The organism is Botryobacter ruber (assembly GCF_003347595.2).
GTDB lineage: Bacteria > Bacteroidota > Bacteroidia > Cytophagales > Hymenobacteraceae > Pontibacter > Pontibacter ruber_A.
The window spans coordinates 43608-60820 of record NZ_QCZK02000025.1 but is presented as its reverse complement, the minus strand read 5'-3'; the positions used below and the strand labels follow the sequence as shown (position 1 = coordinate 60820).

17 protein-coding genes are annotated in these 17213 nt (G+C 49.0%); 6 read left to right on the top strand and 11 right to left on the bottom strand.

The features are described 5' to 3' along the window. Positions 1-261: 261 nt before the first annotated feature. The gene (locus DCW36_RS07765; RefSeq protein WP_240676091.1) at positions 262-681 is read right to left on the bottom strand and encodes a group II intron maturase-specific domain-containing protein; all 420 of its coding nucleotides are present in this window, start codon (positions 679-681) and stop codon (positions 262-264) included. 348 nt (positions 682-1029) lie between these two features. Here DCW36_RS07765 and DCW36_RS07760 point away from each other — a divergent pair, with 348 nt between their 5' ends. From DCW36_RS07760 to DCW36_RS22945, 4 genes are all read left to right on the top strand, one after another. Beyond that, positions 1030-1296: a type II toxin-antitoxin system RelE/ParE family toxin gene (locus tag DCW36_RS07760; protein ID WP_394344795.1), complete on the top strand. Its 267-nt coding sequence runs from the start codon at positions 1030-1032 to the stop codon at positions 1294-1296. A 7-nt stretch (positions 1297-1303) separates the two neighbouring features. Further along, positions 1304-1585, top strand: coding sequence for a helix-turn-helix domain-containing protein (locus DCW36_RS07755; RefSeq protein ID WP_317127240.1), 282 nt, complete (start codon positions 1304-1306; stop codon positions 1583-1585). 116 nt (positions 1586-1701) lie between these two features. Next, on the top strand, positions 1702-2043 hold the full coding sequence (locus tag DCW36_RS07750) for a zinc ribbon domain-containing protein YjdM (protein ID WP_114783322.1): 342 nt from the start codon (positions 1702-1704) through the stop codon (positions 2041-2043). Positions 2044-2229: 186 nt separating this feature from the next. After that, the gene (locus tag DCW36_RS22945) at positions 2230-2949 is read left to right on the top strand and encodes an FKBP-type peptidyl-prolyl cis-trans isomerase (RefSeq protein WP_114783321.1); all 720 of its coding nucleotides are present in this window, start codon (positions 2230-2232) and stop codon (positions 2947-2949) included. 92 nt (positions 2950-3041) lie between these two features. On the opposite strand, the gene DCW36_RS07740 is transcribed toward DCW36_RS22945, so the two are convergent. The 6 genes from DCW36_RS07740 to bioA all read right to left on the bottom strand — a co-directional run bounded on the left by DCW36_RS07740 (position 3042) and on the right by bioA (position 12180). Further along, complete coding sequence (locus DCW36_RS07740) at positions 3042-4685, bottom strand: ABC-F family ATP-binding cassette domain-containing protein (protein ID WP_114783320.1); 1644 nt, start codon at positions 4683-4685, stop codon at positions 3042-3044. A gap of 344 nt (positions 4686-5029) precedes the next feature. Further along, on the bottom strand, positions 5030-6151 hold the full coding sequence (carA, locus tag DCW36_RS07735) for a glutamine-hydrolyzing carbamoyl-phosphate synthase small subunit (protein ID WP_114783319.1): 1122 nt from the start codon (positions 6149-6151) through the stop codon (positions 5030-5032). A gap of 106 nt (positions 6152-6257) precedes the next feature. Then, entirely contained in the window at positions 6258-9074 is a 2817-nt protein-coding gene (gene carB, locus DCW36_RS07730; RefSeq protein ID WP_114783318.1) for a carbamoyl-phosphate synthase large subunit, read from the bottom strand. Between the two features lie 18 nt (positions 9075-9092). Then, positions 9093-10472, bottom strand: a complete 1380-nt coding sequence (gene accC / locus DCW36_RS07725; protein WP_114783317.1) for an acetyl-CoA carboxylase biotin carboxylase subunit — start codon at positions 10470-10472, stop codon at positions 9093-9095. Continuing rightward, positions 10465-10920 (bottom strand): acetyl-CoA carboxylase biotin carboxyl carrier protein, encoded by a 456-nt coding sequence (locus tag DCW36_RS07720; protein WP_114783316.1) that lies wholly within the window; start codon positions 10918-10920, stop codon positions 10465-10467. The genes accC and DCW36_RS07720 overlap by 8 nt, the downstream gene beginning before the upstream one ends. A gap of 6 nt (positions 10921-10926) precedes the next feature. Continuing rightward, entirely contained in the window at positions 10927-12180 is a 1254-nt protein-coding gene (bioA, locus tag DCW36_RS07715; RefSeq protein WP_114783315.1) for an adenosylmethionine--8-amino-7-oxononanoate transaminase, read from the bottom strand. Positions 12181-12332: 152 nt separating this feature from the next. Between bioA and DCW36_RS07710 the strand changes: the two genes are divergently transcribed. Then, complete coding sequence (locus tag DCW36_RS07710) at positions 12333-13037, top strand: TetR/AcrR family transcriptional regulator (RefSeq protein ID WP_114783314.1); 705 nt, start codon at positions 12333-12335, stop codon at positions 13035-13037. 103 nt (positions 13038-13140) lie between these two features. Here the strand turns inward: DCW36_RS07710 and DCW36_RS07705 are convergent, their stop codons facing one another. Further along, the gene (locus DCW36_RS07705) at positions 13141-13377 is read right to left on the bottom strand and encodes a hypothetical protein (RefSeq protein ID WP_114783313.1); all 237 of its coding nucleotides are present in this window, start codon (positions 13375-13377) and stop codon (positions 13141-13143) included. A gap of 352 nt (positions 13378-13729) precedes the next feature. Here DCW36_RS07705 and DCW36_RS07700 point away from each other — a divergent pair, with 352 nt between their 5' ends. Next, positions 13730-14440, top strand: a complete 711-nt coding sequence (locus DCW36_RS07700; protein ID WP_114783312.1) for a DUF4349 domain-containing protein — start codon at positions 13730-13732, stop codon at positions 14438-14440. 69 nt (positions 14441-14509) lie between these two features. Here the strand turns inward: DCW36_RS07700 and DCW36_RS22710 are convergent, their stop codons facing one another. The 3 genes from DCW36_RS22710 to DCW36_RS07685 form a co-directional block, all read right to left on the bottom strand. Then, positions 14510-14968, bottom strand: a complete 459-nt coding sequence (locus tag DCW36_RS22710) for a hypothetical protein (RefSeq protein WP_205702889.1) — start codon at positions 14966-14968, stop codon at positions 14510-14512. A 142-nt stretch (positions 14969-15110) separates the two neighbouring features. Further along, positions 15111-16241: an MBL fold metallo-hydrolase gene (locus DCW36_RS07690; protein WP_240676090.1), complete on the bottom strand. Its 1131-nt coding sequence runs from the start codon at positions 16239-16241 to the stop codon at positions 15111-15113. Positions 16242-16318: 77 nt separating this feature from the next. After that, on the bottom strand, positions 16319-17152 hold the full coding sequence (locus DCW36_RS07685; protein ID WP_114783310.1) for a hypothetical protein: 834 nt from the start codon (positions 17150-17152) through the stop codon (positions 16319-16321). Positions 17153-17213 lie beyond the last annotated feature (61 nt).

Here is a 17213-nt window from a genome sequence, read left to right as displayed (position 1 = left end):
TGCCACTGCCTAACTGGGCCTTGACTTTCTCTCAGCTTTTTATCATGTTTGAGGAAAGACTCAGGACCCACCTGAGGGTTTGACTTTTTTGATGTTAGGCTAAAGCCGTAACATCAAAAAAGCCATTAAAAAAATGAGTGACACAGTTTCGTTTACACTCCCTGCCACTGCCTAACTGGGCCTTGACTTTCTCTCAGCTTTTTATCATGTTTGAGGAAAGACTCAGGACCCACCTGAGGGTTTGACTTTTTTGATGTTAGGCTAAAGCCGTAACATCAAAAAAGCCATTAAAAAAATGAGTGACACAGTTTCGTTTACACTCCCTACGGGTCTCGTATACAGCGGTTCGTTAAGCTGTGGAGCTACTTTCTTGTAGTAATCGAGCAATGATTCATACCCCCTTCGGACAAGCCGTTTCCCCGTCACCGTCGTTATCAGCATCGGACTTTGAGCTACAGCCCAGCCTCCTTTCCTGGTCCTGCTCCAGGCGTAGGCCTGACCTTTCGGAACGCCCAGCCGAATCAGGTTCTTCCTTTTCCGTTCCGGTCGTTTCCAGTCATGCCAGATGCAGTGCCTCAATCTGTTGCGTATCCAACTGTCGATGTCTTTGAGTTTGCCCTGTATACTTGCTTCTTTTGCTGTACCTGCCACCATTCCCGCTGCGCCTGCTACTTTTATCATTCACAACACCCGAACCAGCTTGCGGCTTGTTGAAAATCCCGATAATTTCGGAGCTAACAGGCTTCACCAACTCGCCTGCAAGGGACTTGCACCCTCTGGCATAATTTGGTACCTTCAGTACCAGGTGCCCATACTGGGCGCACACCCGGTGCAGCCGTAACTCTTGCATTGCTTCGGCTGCACCAAAACCGTTATACGCGATTTCAAAATATAAATTGCCATTTTAACAATGTTTCACTTTAGGGCAACTTTGTATATCTTTACTTCGTGAATAATAAAGGAAAACATCGGAGAATAATTTTCTATAAAGAGTACTTTCAAGAATTCTTTCTAAAGCAAAGGGATAAGGTGAGAGATAAGATTATCTGGACCCTTGACTTAATTGAAGAACTTGAAAGGGTACCTGAAACCTATCTCAAGCATTTAGAAAATACTAACGGACTCTTTGAGATTCGGGTACAGCATGGAAGTGATATCTTTCGGATTTTCTGTTTTTTTGATGAAGGGAAATTAGTGGTTTTAGCTAATGGCTTTCAAAAGAAAACCCAGAAGACGCCGAAAAAGGAAATAGAAAGAGCATTAAAAATCAAAGGAGAATATGAAAGCGGGAAATAATAACATCATGACACTCGACCAGTTCAAAGAAAAGCACTACGGTAAAGTAGGAACCAAAAAGCGTGATGAATTGGAAGAAGGATACGAAAACTTTAAAATTGGCGCTTTGATTCACGAAGCCAGATTAGAAAAAGGTTTAACACAGGAAGAGTTAGCTGCAAAAGTTGGAACCTCTAAATCTTATATCTCCAAAATTGAGAATAATATTAAAGAAGTGCGTTTATCGACCTTAAAAAAAATCGTTGAGCTAGGTTTAGACGGACATTTAGTGCTTTCAATCAAATTATAATGCTGGAAAGAAACAAAACCGCATTTTACCCGGTGCAGCCGTAACTCTTGCATTGCTTCGGCTGCACCAAAACCATTGATAGCAAGCAAAACGATCATAAAAAATAGAATATAACCATGTCTGAAGAAATGAAACAATGCCCAACCTGTAATTCACCTTATGGTTACGCAATGGGTGAAGAAATCTATGCCTGCCCTGAGTGTGGAAATGAGTGGAATCCGGATGAAATATCAGAAGATGCAGGACTAAAAGTAATAGATGCTAACGGAAATTTACTTAGGGATGGAGATGCTGTTGTTGTAATCAAAGATTTACCCGTAAAAGGTGCTCCAAAACCTGTGAAGGCTGGGACTAAAGTAAAAAATATACGATTGACAGAGGGAGATCATAATATTGACTGCAAAATTGATGGCTTTGGCTCAATGGCACTTAAATCTGAATTTGTGAGAAAGGCCTAATGAATCCGTTGACTTTAATAAGCAAAACGCCACTGCTTTGCCGCTCAAAAAACGTTTCGGGAGGCCTCCGGAACTAACCGGGAGTTCAGGCCATTCCGAACAATTTCTGCATGCGCCAGCGAAATTCAAACTTACTCTTAATTTTCTGTTACATTTACAGAAATTACACGACCAATCTAAAAAGTAATGCTTAAAAAACTAATCTTACCTTTGCTGGTGCTGGCTTCTTTAACCGCACAGGCACAAACAAAAAAATCAGGCAAGAAATCAAAAAAAGGCGCGGCCACTACCCAAACCGCACCCCAGAACCTGACCGACAGCTTAAGCTATGCCATGGGCCTCTCGGCGGGCCAGTTCCTGAAGTCCATGGGAGCGGAAAACCTCAACTACGACATGCTGAATAAAGCGATTGCGCAAACGCTGAAGGGCGATCCCACTCTATTTGATATCAGTACGGCACAAGGCATTATGGAGCGATTTGTGCAGACAAGCATGCAAAAGAAAGCTGTAGCAGAAAAAGAAAAAGCAAAGCAGTTCCTGGAGCAGAATAAGAAAAAAGCCGGTGTAACCGAAACAGCCAGCGGCCTGCAGTACGAAGTGCTCAAGGAAGGCAACGGCCCCAAGCCCGGTCCGAACGACCAGGTGGTGGTACACTACGCCGGCAAACTTTTAAACGGCGAAGAATTTGATTCGTCTTACGAGCGGGGCGAGCCGGTTACGCTTGGGGTTTCCGGTGTAATACCTGGCTGGACAGAGGCCCTGCAACTCATGCCTGTCGGGAGCAAATGGCGTCTGTACATCCCATCGGAGCTGGCCTATGGCGAACAGGGAGCAGGACGCGACATTCCGGGTGGCGCCACGCTTATTTTTGATGTGGAGCTGCTGGAAATCACCGGGAAGAAGTAAAGCAGGTGTAACTACTATAAATAAAAAATCCCGCTCCGGAAACTTCGGGGCGGGATTTTTTTATGTAACCAGGGGCAGCAGCCACTCCTCTCCTATTTTGCCGTTGTTCGTTCGATTTCGCGCAGATTCTCCATTTTCTTGTTGCGCAAAAAGCCGTTGATGTCTTCGAAGTGCTCCCGGATACGTTTGTTGCCAAACTCGAACACTTTCTCAGCCAGGCCATCCAGGAAGTCGCGGTCGTGCGATACGAGGATCAGGGTACCGTCGAAAGCCTTAAGGGCATCTTTCAGGATGTCTTTGGTTTTCAGGTCGAGGTGGTTCGTAGGTTCGTCCAGGATGAGAAGATTCACAGGCTGCAGGAGCAGTTTTATCATGGCCAAGCGCGTTTTCTCGCCACCCGACAGCACCTTCACTTTCTTGTCGATTGTATCGCCGCTGAACATGAAAGCGCCCAGCAAATCTTTGATGCGCGTGCGCATATCGCCTACCGCTATTTCGTCGATGGTCTGGAAAACCGTCAGGTCTTCGTCGAGCAAGGAGGCCTGGTTTTGGGCGAAGTAACCGATGAGGCAGTTATGCCCTAACTGCAGTTTTCCTTCGTAATCAATCTCGCCCATAATCGCTTTCACCAGCGTCGATTTACCTTCGCCGTTCTTGCCCACAAAGGCTACTTTCTGGCCGCGCTCAATCGTAAGCGACGCATCTTTAAACACCACATGGTCGCCGTAGCGCTTGGTGAGTCCATCCACAATAACCGGGTAGTTACCTGAACGCGGGGCCGGCGGGAACTTCAGGTTCAGGGCCGATGTATCTACCTCGTCTACCTCCACCAGCTCCATTTTCTCCAACATCTTTACCCGCGACTGTACCTGCAGGGTTTTGGAGTAGGTGCCTTTAAAGCGATCGATAAAGCCTTGGATCTCGGCAATTTCCTTTTGCTGGTCGTCGTACTGTTTCTGTTGCTGCTCGCGGCGCTCTTTGCGCAGCTGCAGGTACTGGCTGTAGTTTACTTTGTAGTCGTAAATGCGCCCCATCGTTACCTCGATGGTGCGGTTGGTGATGTTGTCGACAAAGGCACGGTCGTGGGAAATCACGATTACGGCTTTGGCATTGTTCACCAAAAACTCCTCGAGCCACTGAATTGATTCGATGTCGAGGTGGTTGGTGGGCTCATCGAGCAGGATGAGGTCGGGCTGCTGCAGCAGGATTTTGGCCAGTTCGATGCGCATGCGCCAGCCCCCGCTGAACTCGTTTGTGGGGCGGGTAAAGTCTTCGCGGGAGAAGCCGAGGCCCTTCAGCGTTTTTTCCACCTCCGCATCGTAGTTAATTTCTTCGATTGAATAGTATTTCTCGCTCAGTTCCGATACCTGTTCGATGATGGCGTAATATTCTTCCGACTCGTAATCGGTGCGCGTTTCCAGCTGCGCGTTCAGCTCGTCCATCTGCTTTTTCATGTCGAGCACCTTGCCAAAGGCTTTGGAAGCTTCTTCGAACACGGTGCAGTCGTCGTCGGTGAGCAGGTGCTGCGGCAGGTAGGCAATTACGGCCTCTTTGGGAGCCGACACTTTACCGCGGGTGGGCTTGCTGACGCCTGCAATTATCTTGAGTAGCGTCGATTTGCCGGCACCGTTTTTCCCCATAAGGGCAATGCGGTCGTTCTCGTTAATGTTAAAGGAAATATTGCTAAAAAGGGCCGCGCCATTAAATTCGACCGTTACGCCGTCAACAGATATCATAGTCAAAAATTTAAAGCTGCAAAGATACGAATTTATCGCTGCACCTCCATAAAAAAACAGCCGCTTCATCACAAGGATAAAGCGGCTGTTTTTGGATAAGTGTCAGGATAAAATTATAGCACTCCATCCTTTAGACTGTCATCCCGCAGGCAGGGCCGTTTCATTCTACGATTCTAGCGCGAGCGTCCTCGCTCGTGTTTACTATTCCGCGGCCTCTGGCCGCAGTAAATAGCCTGTAGTGTGGTTCCCGGCGGCCAGAGGCCGCAGAATAAACGTCACGAGCGAGGACGCTCGCGCCAGGGTCATTATTTTTTTATAATAAAACGGCCCTGCCTGCGGGATTCCTATTCTCCTTTTTCAGTAGCAGCCGCCTGTTCTTTTGATTTGCTGATAAGGTCGAAGAACTGCTCGAACAGGTAAACCGAGTCGTTTGGCCCTGGTGATGCTTCCGGGTGGTATTGCACCGAAAACACCGGTTTGTTTTTAAGCCGGATGCCTGCCACCGTGTTATCGTTCAGGTGAACATGCGTTACCTCTACCTCCTTGTTCCTTTCGGCAGACTCTTTTGTAACTGCAAAACCGTGGTTCTGGCTTGTAACTTCACACTTCCCGGTTATCAGGTTTTTAACCGGGTGGTTAATGCCCCGGTGGCCGTTAAACATTTTAAATGTCTCCAGCCCCTGCGACAGGGATATCACCTGGTGGCCCAGGCAGATGCCGAAAGCAGGCACGTTTTGGTCTATCACCGCCTTAATCATCTCAGCCTGCTCTACAAGCGGTTCCGGGTCGCCGGGTCCGTTGGATACAAGCAGGCCATCCGGTTTCCATTCTGTTATTTTTTCCAGGCTTGTGTCGTGCGGGAATACCCCTACCAGTGCTCCTTTATTCAGCAGGTGGTTCAGGATGCTTTTCTTTACCCCCAGGTCCAGCACAGCCACCCGGACCTCGCTGTTTTTGTCGCCCAGTTCGTACATTTCCCGCGTCGATACTTTGGAAGCCAGTTCCATCCCCTTCATGGCAGGCGCTGCTTTCAGGATTGCCTGCAGCTCCTCCAGGGTTTTGTCTTCTGAGGTAATAACGGCATTCATCGCGCCCTGCTCCCGGATGTGGCGTACCAGTTTCCGGGTATCTATCCCTGATACAGCCAGGATGCCTTCCCGGTCGAAATAGGTTTTAAGCGATTCCGATTCCCGTTCGCGGGAGTGTATCTCGTTAAAATTTTTGCAGATGAAACCAGCAATTTTAACCGAACCCGACTGCGATTCGTCTTTGCTGATGCCGTAGTTGCCGATGTGCGTGTTGGTAGCTACCACAATCTGCTGGTAATACGACGGGTCCGTGAACACTTCCTGGTACCCGGTCATGCCTGTATTAAAGCATATCTCCCCAACGCGCGTCATTGCCGCTCCTTCTGATTTACCATAGAAGACAGGACCGTCTTCCAACATTACTATTGCTTTATTCATGATGCTGTTAATTCTTTTGTTGCTGATACGCGAGCTGCGCTGCCTTTTAAAACATGGTCTTAAGCCGAGGCCAGGGCTTTTCTTATTCAGAAAAGCCCTGTACCACTTAGCGGCTCAAATAGAGGTTTCGTTCGCTGTACACCTTGTGGAAGTACGGGTCTTTCAGGTTCTTGATGAAGTGAATCGCTTCCCCCGTCGACTTCATTTCAGGGCCCAGTTCCTTACTTACTTCCGGGAATTTGTTGAACGAGAAGACAGGTTCTTTTATCGCGTATCCGTTGCGCACCGGGTTGAAATCAAAATCCTTCACCTTCTTGTGCCCTAGCATCACCTTGGTAGCATAATTTACATAAGGCTCCTGGTAAGCTTTCGCGATGAAAGGCACAGTACGGGATGCACGCGGGTTTGCCTCTATCACATACACCACGTCATTTTTGATGGCAAACTGGATGTTTATCAACCCGACGGTATTCAGGGCCAGGGCAACCTTTTTGGTAATTTCCTCAATCTGGGTAATAATCAGGTCTCCGAGGTTAAAAGGAGGCAGCACGGCATTGGAGTCCCCGGAGTGAATACCGGCAGGCTCTATGTGCTCCATAATCCCGATGATGTACACATCCTCCCCGTCGCAGATAGCGTCTGATTCTGCTTCGATGGCGCCTGACAGGAAATGGTCAATCAGAATTTTGTTGTTGGGCATCTGGTGCAGGATGTTTAACACATGGTTTTCCAGTTCTTCCTCGTTGATTACGATTTTCATGCTCTGCCCTCCTAACACGTACGAAGGTCTTACCAGCAGCGGGAAACCCAGCTCCTTGCTCATCTCTACCGCTTTTTCCGCAGTGCTTACAGAACTGAATTTTGGATATGGAATCTCCAGTTCGCTTAGCAACTTCGAGAAACGGCCCCGGTCTTCTGCCAGGTCCAGTGCCTCATAAGAAGTACCCAGAATTCTGATGCCGTACTTATCCAGCTTTTCTGCCAGCTTAAGGGCCGTTTGTCCGCCTAACTGCACAATGACGCCCACCGGGTTTTCATGCAGGATAATATCGTAAATGTGCTCCCAGAACACCGGCTCAAAGTAGAGTTTATCGGCCGTCGTAAAATCGGTCGACACGGTTTCGGGATTGCAGTTTATCATGATGGCTTCGTACCCGCACTCTTTTGCAGCCAGCACACCGTGCACGCAGGAGTAGTCAAATTCAATCCCCTGCCCGATGCGGTTAGGTCCTGAACCCAGAATAATCACCTTTTCCTTCTCCGAAACAACCGATTCATTTTCGTCGTCGAAAGTGGAATAATAATAAGGCGTTTGTGCCTCGAATTCTGCGGCACAGGTATCTACCTGCTTAAATACTCTCCTGATGTCTAACGCAATCCGCTTGTTATATACTTCACTCTCCAGGCACTGCAGGATGTGCGCAAGCTGCCGGTCGGCATAGCCTTTGCGCTTGGCATCCACGAGCAGGTCTCTCGGAATGGTTTCGAGGGTGTATTGTGCTATTTCGCTTTCGAGCGTCACCAAATCCTGTATCTGGCGCAGGAACCAGGGGTCGATCAGCGTGGCTTTGTGGATGGTGTTGAACGACATCCCCAGCTTAAAAGCATCGTAGATGTGGAACACCCTGTCCCAGCTCGGGTTCTTCAGGCTTTCGAGAATTACATTCTGGTCCTGCTGCTCCCGGCCGTCAGCACCCAGGCCGTTTCTGCCAATCTCCAGCGACTGACACGCCTTTTGCAGCGCCTCCTGGAAAGAACGCCCGATGGCCATCACTTCCCCGACAGATTTCATCTGGAAGCCCAGGCGTTTGTGGGCGCCTTTAAATTTATCGAAGTTCCAGCGGGGTATTTTCACAATCACATAATCGAGCGAAGGCTCAAACATAGCGGAGGTGTTGCCGGTAACCGGGTTTGTCAGCTCGTCCAGCGTATAGCCAATGGCCAGTTTAGAGGCGATTTTGGCAATAGGATAACCGGTGGCTTTACTGGCCAGTGCCGAAGAACGTGACACGCGTGGGTTTATCTCGATGGCGATGATGTCTTCTTTCTCGTCGTTGCTTACCGAAAACTGCACATTACAACCGCCTGCAAAATTCCCGATAGAGCGAATCATCCGGATAGCCATGTCGCGCATCTTCTGGAAAGTGGTATCAGAGAGTGTCATGGCTGGTGCTACCGTAATGGAATCGCCGGTATGGATGCCCATCGGGTCGAAGTTTTCGATCGAGCAGATAATCACCACGTTGTCGTTATGATCCCGGAGCAGTTCCAGTTCGTACTCTTTCCAGCCTATCACCGCTTTATCAATCATCACCTCGTGTATAGGCGATGCTTCCAGGCCGCGCTGCAGGGCATGCTCAAAGTCTTCCTGCTTGTAGATAACAGAGCCACCTGTTCCGCCTAAGGTAAACGAAGGACGGATTACGAGCGGGAGCCCGAGCTCCTGTGCAATTTCGGTACCTGCCAGGAAAGAAGTGGCTGTTCTGGCAGGAGCCATCGGCACTCCTATCTCTTCCATTTTCTGGCGGAACAGCTCGCGGTCTTCGGTAATGGCAATGGCTTTGGTATCAACGCCAATCATCCGGACGCCATACTCCTCCCATATCCCCTGCTCTTCGCACTGGATAGCCAGGTTCAAAGCGGTTTGCCCGCCCATAGACGGTAGTACGGCATCAATTTTCTGTTCCTGTAAAATCTGAATTATCGAAGCCGGTTCGAGGGGAAGGAGGTAAATATGATCAGCCGTTACCTTATCGGTCATGATAGTAGCCGGGTTTGAGTTGATCAGGGAAACTTCTATTCCTTCTTCTTTTAACGAACGGGCTGCCTGTGAGCCGGAATAATCGAATTCGGCGGCCTGCCCGATAATGATAGGGCCGCTTCCAATAATTAATACAGATTTTATAGAATTATCTTTTGGCATTTAGGTGGTTTTTATTTGTTAAGCGATGGTTTCTGGTGTAAGCACAGGCTCCTTTTCGGATGTTGTCATCCGGAAAGTCTCCATGAATTTAGTTGTATAATTTCCTTTCCGGAATTCTTCGTTCTGCATCAGCTGCAGGTGAAAAGGAATGGTGGTTTTAATTCCCTGCACAAAAAACTCCTTCAGGGCCCGGTGCATGCGGGTAATGGCTTCTTCCCGTGTACGGCCGGTGGTAATGAGTTTGGCAATCATTGAATCGTAGTACGGCGGTATGGTATAGCCGGAATAGATATGTGAATCTACCCGAACACCGTAGCCACCCGGGCGGTGCAGCGCTGTAATTTTACCGGGCGAAGGCCGGAAGCCCTGCTCAGGGTCCTCGGCATTGATGCGGCATTCGATGGCATGCAACTCGGGATAATAATTTTTGCCGGAAATAGGTACTCCTGCTGCTACTTTTATTTGTTCCGCTATTAAATCGTAGTTCACCACCTGCTCTGTTACTGGGTGCTCCACCTGTATACGGGTATTCATTTCCATGAAATAGAAATCGCGGTTCTTGTCCACCAGGAACTCAACGGTACCCGCACCTTCATAGTTCACGGCTTTGGCAGCTTTTACGGCAGCCTCGCCCATCTTCTCCCGCAGTTCAGGCGTCATAAACGGCGAAGGCGATTCCTCCACCAGCTTCTGATGCCTTCGCTGAACAGAACAATCACGCTCCGACAGGTGGACAACATTCCCGTACTGGTCGCCCATTACCTGGATTTCGATATGGCGGGGCTCTTCGATGTATTTTTCCATGTACATTCCGTCGTTCCCGAAGGCGGCCTGGGCTTCCTGCATGGTTTTACGCAGCGTTGCTTCCAGTTTCTCCTCTTCCCATACAATCTGCATGCCCTTTCCACCACCACCGGCAGTTGCCTTCAGCATAACCGGATACCCGATACGCTTCGCGGTTTTCCTGGCATCGTCAAGCGACTGGAGTAATCCTTCGGAGCCCGGCACAGTGGGCACACCGGCTTTTATCATGGTAGCCTTGGCATTGGCCTTGTCTCCCATGGCGTTAATCTGCTCGGGCGTTGCGCCGATAAATTTGATGTTGTGGTCCCGGCAGGCGGCCGAAAAGCGGGCATTTTCCGATAAAAAGCCATACCCGGGATGAATGGCATCTGCATTGGTTATTTCGGCAGCGGCCATGATACTATGTATCTGCAGGTAGGAGTCTTTGCTCTGCGGACCGCCTATGCACACGGCTTCGTCGGCAAACCGCACATGCAGGCTGTCTTTATCGGCAGTTGAGTAAACAGCTACCGTTTTTATCCCCATCTCGTTGCAGGTGCGGATTACCCGCAGCGCGATTTCGCCTCTGTTGGCTATCAGAATCTTTTTAAACATGTTTTGTTATCGTAAACAGGGGTTGATCAAACTCGACAGACTCACCTTCTTTCACCAGGATCTCTTCCACGGTTCCTGCTAAATCGGAGGTAACGTCATGGAAAAGCTGCAGGGCTTTGATAGTACCTACGGTATCGCCGACCGCAATCTGTTTTCCAGGTTGAATAAAAGCCGGTTTACCCGGCGAGGCAGCGGCATAAAAAGTACCCACCATCGTGGACTTCACTACCGCAAGGTCCTGCTGCGGCGCTTCGGCCTTAACCTGTTCCGGCTGCCCCACTACGGCATCTGAGGCTGTGGTGGCAGGTGCAGTAAGTTTTTCAGGTTGGCTTTCAGCTGCCAATGCTCCTTCCACTTTCATTTTAAAACCTTTCAGGTTGATGTTGACGCGGTGGAGGTTGGCGCCAGCTATTAACTGTAAAGTTTCTTTAATTTCGTCGGCATTCATATGGGGTCAGTTAAATTTTGTAAACCAATTACTTATTACCAGTATCAGCTGCTTCAGTTCCTCTTCCTGGATGATATAAGGCGGCATGAGGTAGACATAGTTACCAAAAGGACGCAGCCATGCCCCGTGCTGTACGGCATAGTCCGTGAAGCCTTCCAGGTACTTTGCGTCCGTTACTTCCACCACCCCGATAGCGCCGAGTACACGTACTTCCCGGATGCTCCCGTGCCGGATGGTGCCCAGGTGCTCCTGCAGGGTAGCTTCTATGCGGCTTACTTTTTCGGGGTAATCTTCCTGCTCAAACAGTTCGATACTTTTGAGCGCTACGGCACAGGCCAGTGCGTTGCCCATGAAAGTGGGGCCATGCATAAACGCTTTGTCGTAGTCCGCGCCCAGGAAGCCTTCGAATACCCTGGTGGTGGTCAGGGTGGCGGCATGGCCCAGGTAGCCAGCTGTCAGGGCTTTGCCCAGGATCATGATATCAGGTGTAACCCCGGCATGGTCGGCAGCAAAACGTTTCCCGGTTCTCCCGAAACCGGTAGCTACCTCATCAAAAATAAGCAGGACATTGTATTTCGTGCACAACTCTTTTGCCGCCTGCAGGTACAGCGGGGAGTACATTCTGAAGCCGCCGGCGCATTGCACCAAGGGTTCAAGAATAAAGGCTGCGATGGTATGATGATTCGTTTGGAGCAGGTTCTCCAGCTTGTCGATGTCGGGTTGTAAGGCAGCGGCTGCGGCATGAAATCCGCCGGCGGGGGTCTCCAGGAAATATCCTTTCTGCAGCACATGCCCGAATGCCTGCTGGAAATCGGAATCGTCGCCTACTTCCATAGCCTTAAAGGTATCGCCGTGGTAGGCGTGGCGCAGGGAGAGGAAGTTGGTTTTAGCCAGGTTGCCCTGGTTGCGCCAGAACTGAATGGCCATTTTCAGGGCCACCTCCACTCCTACCGAACCGCTATCCGAAAAAAAGACATGATTTAAACCTGATGGTGTTATCTCTACGAGCTTTGTGGCTAATTCCTGCGCCGGTTGATGCTCCAGCCCCCCCAGCATGACGTGGGAAAAGTTTGCTGCCTGCTCCTGCAGGGCCTGGTTGAGGGCGGGATGGTTATACCCGTGAATGGCTGCCCACCAGGAGGAAACGCCATCAATCACTTTTTTATGTTCGCTCAGGTACAGGTAAACTCCTTCTGCTTTTACCACAGAAAAACGTGTGGTTTTGTTTGCCATCTGGGAGTAAGGAAACCATAGCTTCATAGGCCTGTTTATTGGGAGCAGTTCCGGTACAAAGGTAAATTAATTTTTCAGAAATAACAGTATTACTTTCAAATTTTAAATTACTACATTTACACCCGAATCGCTTACTTTTAAGCGTACGATTTGCAGTACCTTTTATTGCATTACAAAATATGAACTGGCAGCTTCAGATTAAATTAAACGATGAGCTTTTCCTCCGTGATCCCGAATCATCGGACCTTGGCAAACGCATTATCAAGCACGGGATAGAACTTATTCAGGAATTAGGATTTGAAGATTTTACGTTTAAAAAGCTGGCGCAGCGGATGAGTACAAACGAATCGAGCGTTTACCGTTATTTTGAGAACAAGCACCGGTTGCTGCTTTACCTGATCGACTGGTACTGGCGCTGGATTGAATATCAACTGTTCATCAGAACACAAAATATGACGGATCCTGTGCTCAAATTAGACCTCGTTATCAGGTTACTGCTTTTGCAGGTAAAAGATGAATTTACAACCTACGAACATATTGACAAAGCGCTGCTGCACCAGGTGGTGCTAAAGGAGGCTTCCAAAGTTTACCTTACCCATCATGTAACAGATGATAACAAGAAGATGCTGTTTAAGCCTTACAAAGACTTATGCGCCAGAATTGCCCAGATAATCCTGGAGTTTAACCCGACTTATAAATATCCGCGGTCACTATCCAGTACGCTGATCGAAATGGCCCATTACCAGCATTTTTTCATGCTTCACCTGCCGTCCCTGACTGATTTTGAGGAGAAAGACGAGCAGCAAGTTTTTGCTTACTTAAGACATATGGTGTATTCCTGTATCCAGAACAACTCAACGCTACCTCCTGCCAACGAAGCATAGCGATCTCTAGCGCTCCTGTTGTAGTATTACCTAGGAGTTAAAACTCAAAAAGCCGCTCCGGACGTAACCGGAGCGGCTTTTTGAGTTTTATTATGTTAAAGTTTTATACCCAGCTTTTCTTTTCGCTGAAGTGGTTGCAGCCAAACTGGGCGCCTGTTATCATTTCAAACTGACGGGGTTTCTCTTCCATTTTGCCTTCGTGCACCAGCGGCAGCACGTAAGACGGCTCCATGGCATGCTTTCCGGTAAGTTCGTCGCACACGCCAAAATCGTTGCTTTGCATGTGCATTTTGTTCTGATCCTGCTCCCAGTGGGTGCAGTGATTGCAGGTTGCTTCCATAACTTATTTGTATTTAATTCAACAATTAGATTCTACCTACTCTATACTGCCGGTTGCAGCTTCCGGGTTACGAATAACTGCTGATTAATAGCAATTTATAATCAGACTAATTTACCGGCTCAACCCTTTTCGAGGGCAGCAGCGGGTGTGGTGGCGGGTGCAGAACATAATTACAGGCGCTGCCGGCCTTTTTCGGCACATACCGCCATATTTCTGAAACCCATGTGCAAACAAAGGCGTGTTTAAAAGAAAAAAATTAAAATATTTATTTTTTATATTGTTAGTTTAATATAATTTCGGCTGTAATTGAAATTAATCCGGAACTCTTAGTGCTTCCTTAACAATATAGCGTATGCGTAATTCTATCTTTTTTTTCCTGCTCCTGCTGGGACTCTTTTCTGGTTGTGCGGCATCTGAACAGGTTCCGGCCCGGCAGGCAGAGGCGCCTGTCCGTGTACAGAGCGAGGCGGTACTACAGCAGGAAACAACTATCGGCTACAAGGGAATTGCTGAAACGGAATACGCAGAGGCAGGCTCGCTGGAAAGGAAAGTACTTTATTCGGCGGTGCTGCACATGCTGGTGAAGAGCCCCGATTCCACCAATTTGCTGATTGGCCGCATTGCCGAAACGTACAACGGCTACCTGCACGAAGCCGGCACTTACAAAACGGTTATCCGGGTAGAAAGCAAGTTCCTGAACAGCGCCATCGCCGACATTGCCGCTCTGGGGGAACTTGAGTCGAAGACCCTGCACGGGCAGGATGTAACAGATCAGTTTTTAGATTTCCAGCTCAGGCTGGAGAATGCCGAAAAAGCAAGGGAAACTTACCTGCTGCTGCTGGAGGAGGCTGAAACCGTAGCAGAAGCAGTGCTGGTGGAGAAGGAACTCGAACGGCTGAACGGCGTTATCGAAACGTTGAAAGGCAAAATGAACAGGATCAGCCACCTGTCGCAGTTTTCCACCATCACCATTCACCTGAAGGAAAAGAAAAAGCCCGGCATACTGGGGTATGCGGGCCTGGGCATTTACCACTCCGTAAAATGGCTTTTTGTCCGGAATTAAGGTTACTGCACCTGCCACCATTCCCGCTGCCGCACCTGCAGGCAGGCGCGGCAGCGGGAACGCGTGTTTCTATTTCTTTTTGCCACCTTTCTTTTTATGGCCGGAATCTTTCCCGTTCACAATAACAATGGTGGAGCCTTTTTTCTTTTGCTGTCCTGGCGCAAACGCTTTGGCAGACTGATGACCGTACAGTTTTTTAGCCTGCCCCGGCGGAAGTCCTTTTGCCGCTGCAGACGAAGAAGAGGTCGGCCGTGCGATAATCACTCTTTTCTGGCAGCTCGAAACGGCAAGCAGTAGCGCCATGCCCGCCAATAGGTTGATAAACAATCGATTTTGCATGTAGACGTCGTTTAAAATTAATTTCGGTAGAAGGTTCTGCTTATGAAGCACTAATACTTCTTCAACCGGTAACATTCCCCTTCTATCTTTCAACTCCCGAAAGCGGCAAATTATTTTATCCGGGTAAAAGTATTTTCCCGGAATGTTTCCCGGCCCAACAGGGCTACCTGCCGCACACACTATTGCCATAGTAATATCAAACAGGTAAAACCTGCGCAATTTACATCCGAAAATCCAAATTCAAAAAAAACTTTCTTCTGACAGGAAATATAACTCTTTGTGTGGCAAACCGGAGAGTGTTGTAATGACTTTCCGCCAGTAACTGCACCGGCTACCGCCACCAGGGAACAGACGGAATGGCCTGATGCAGCACAAAAGGAGCACCGATAACAGGTGTGGCAATGGGTACGCCTACGGCCCTGGCACTTGCCCTGGCGCGTTCGATGGGTTCTGTCCAGGGGTGGAGGGCCAGCCGGAAAGCGCCCCAGTGGATGGGCATCAGCAGCTTCCCGCGCAGGTCGAGGTGGGCCTGTACGGTTTGCTCGGGCATCATGTGTATGTCGGACCACATCTCGTTGTACTGCCCACACTCCACCATCGTCAGGTCAAAAGGACCGTACTTCTCCCCTATTTCTTTAAAGCCATCGAAATAACCGGTGTCGCCGCTGAAGAACAGCTTGTCGTTCCGGCCCCGGATCACCCACGAGGTCCAGAGCGTTTCCATGCGGTCGGTGAGGCCGCGACCGGAGAAATGCCGCGCCGGTGTGGAGACAAACGTCAGCCCCTGGTAGGATGCTTCCTGCCACCAGTCGAGTTCGGTAATGTTTTTTGCCGGCACGCCCCAGGCCTCCAGGTGCGCTCCCAGCCCGAGCGGTACAAAAAAGTGCGCCACCTTTTCTTTCAGCCCCATGATGGAGCCGTAATCCAGGTGGTCGTAATGGTCGTGCGAGAGCAGCACGGCATCTATCGCCGGCAAATCTTCAATAGAAATGGGCAATTTCTCATTAAACCGTTCCGGGCCGATAAAGGAAACAGGCGAAGCGACATTGCCCAGCATCGGGTCGAGCAGCAGGCGCTTCCCGTCCAGCTCGACAAGGAAAGCCGAATGGCCGAACCAGGTAATAACCGTGGCGGTATCCTGCCGCTGGCGGAAGCGTTGCGGGTTTATTTCCTGCACCGGTATCACCCAGTCCGGCTCCAGGTTTTCGCCTTTGTTCAGGTAGTTGCCGAACAGTTTAAAGTATTCTTTCACGCTCAGGTCCATGCTGGTTTCCACGGGGTTCTGAAAAACGCCGTCGCTGTAGTTCGGGGATTGCTGTACCCTTTCCAGCCGCTCGCCTTTTATTTTGCCGCCAAACTGCGGCGCCAGGTTCAGAAAGCCGCTGCCCGTCAGGGTAAGCAGGAGTAACGTTACGGAAACAATGTAAACGGCCATGCGGATAACTTTTGTTCTGGTTTCCAATATCGAATATAGGTTGTTGCGAAGGATGTAAGTTTTAACGAGGATGTCCAGACAATAAGCGAAGCAGCTATTACAACTCAATCATTTTTCTTACTGAAGTTCAGATTATGCTGCAGGCTGATTCTTCCCAGTAAAGCATCCAGTACGATAGTATCCTCATCACCCCAGGCATCATATTTGTTGTCGACTTTTGGTCCAAACAAAAAGATAGCCCCTCCTAACTGTCCATCCAGTTTAATACCTTTGTACTTAAAGCCTAAGCTAAAAACCGGTTCTGCTGTTACACCCCATAAGTTGTTGTAATTACCACTAATAATACCAGGAGAATAAGGATGGGGGCCATAAAAGCTAAAATCTGAATAGTGGGAATAGGCAATTCTGGTACCAATGGCAAAATCGATCCACTTCGCTTGGTTAATCCCCACATTCGCCTGCAAATATACCGTCTGATAACGGGCCTGGGTCACATCACGGTTGTCGGGATTTTCAAAGTATACATAATTGTTGATTTTACTGGTTCCGGCACCGGCGTAAATCTCTAACACAGGCAGGTGCTTCATGTCGATACTGGTAAAGTAGCCCAGGCCTCCCCGCACGACATAGTCATTCCTTTGTACATAATAATTGTCGCTCCAAAAAAGAGCAGGTTTTCTGTTCGTGAAATTATCGAAGGTGGCGGTAGTGAAAATTGCCAGCTTTTCGGTGAAGGCATAAGAGGCATTAACGTCATAGCCACCTCCTTTTCCTACCGATAGATGCAACTGGTTTTTCTGGTCGTGCAGCGGAATGATAAGGGACTTTGGCCTGTAAAAACTAATCTGTGCCTGGACAACACAAGGGGCCACAGCAAGAAGGGATACAACCAGCCACCACACGGGCAGCATCAGCAAAGGCTTTCTCTTTTGGTTCATTGGGTATTGCTTAAAGGTTGAACTAAACTTACTTCAATGGCCCTGTATTCTCTTTGCCAAA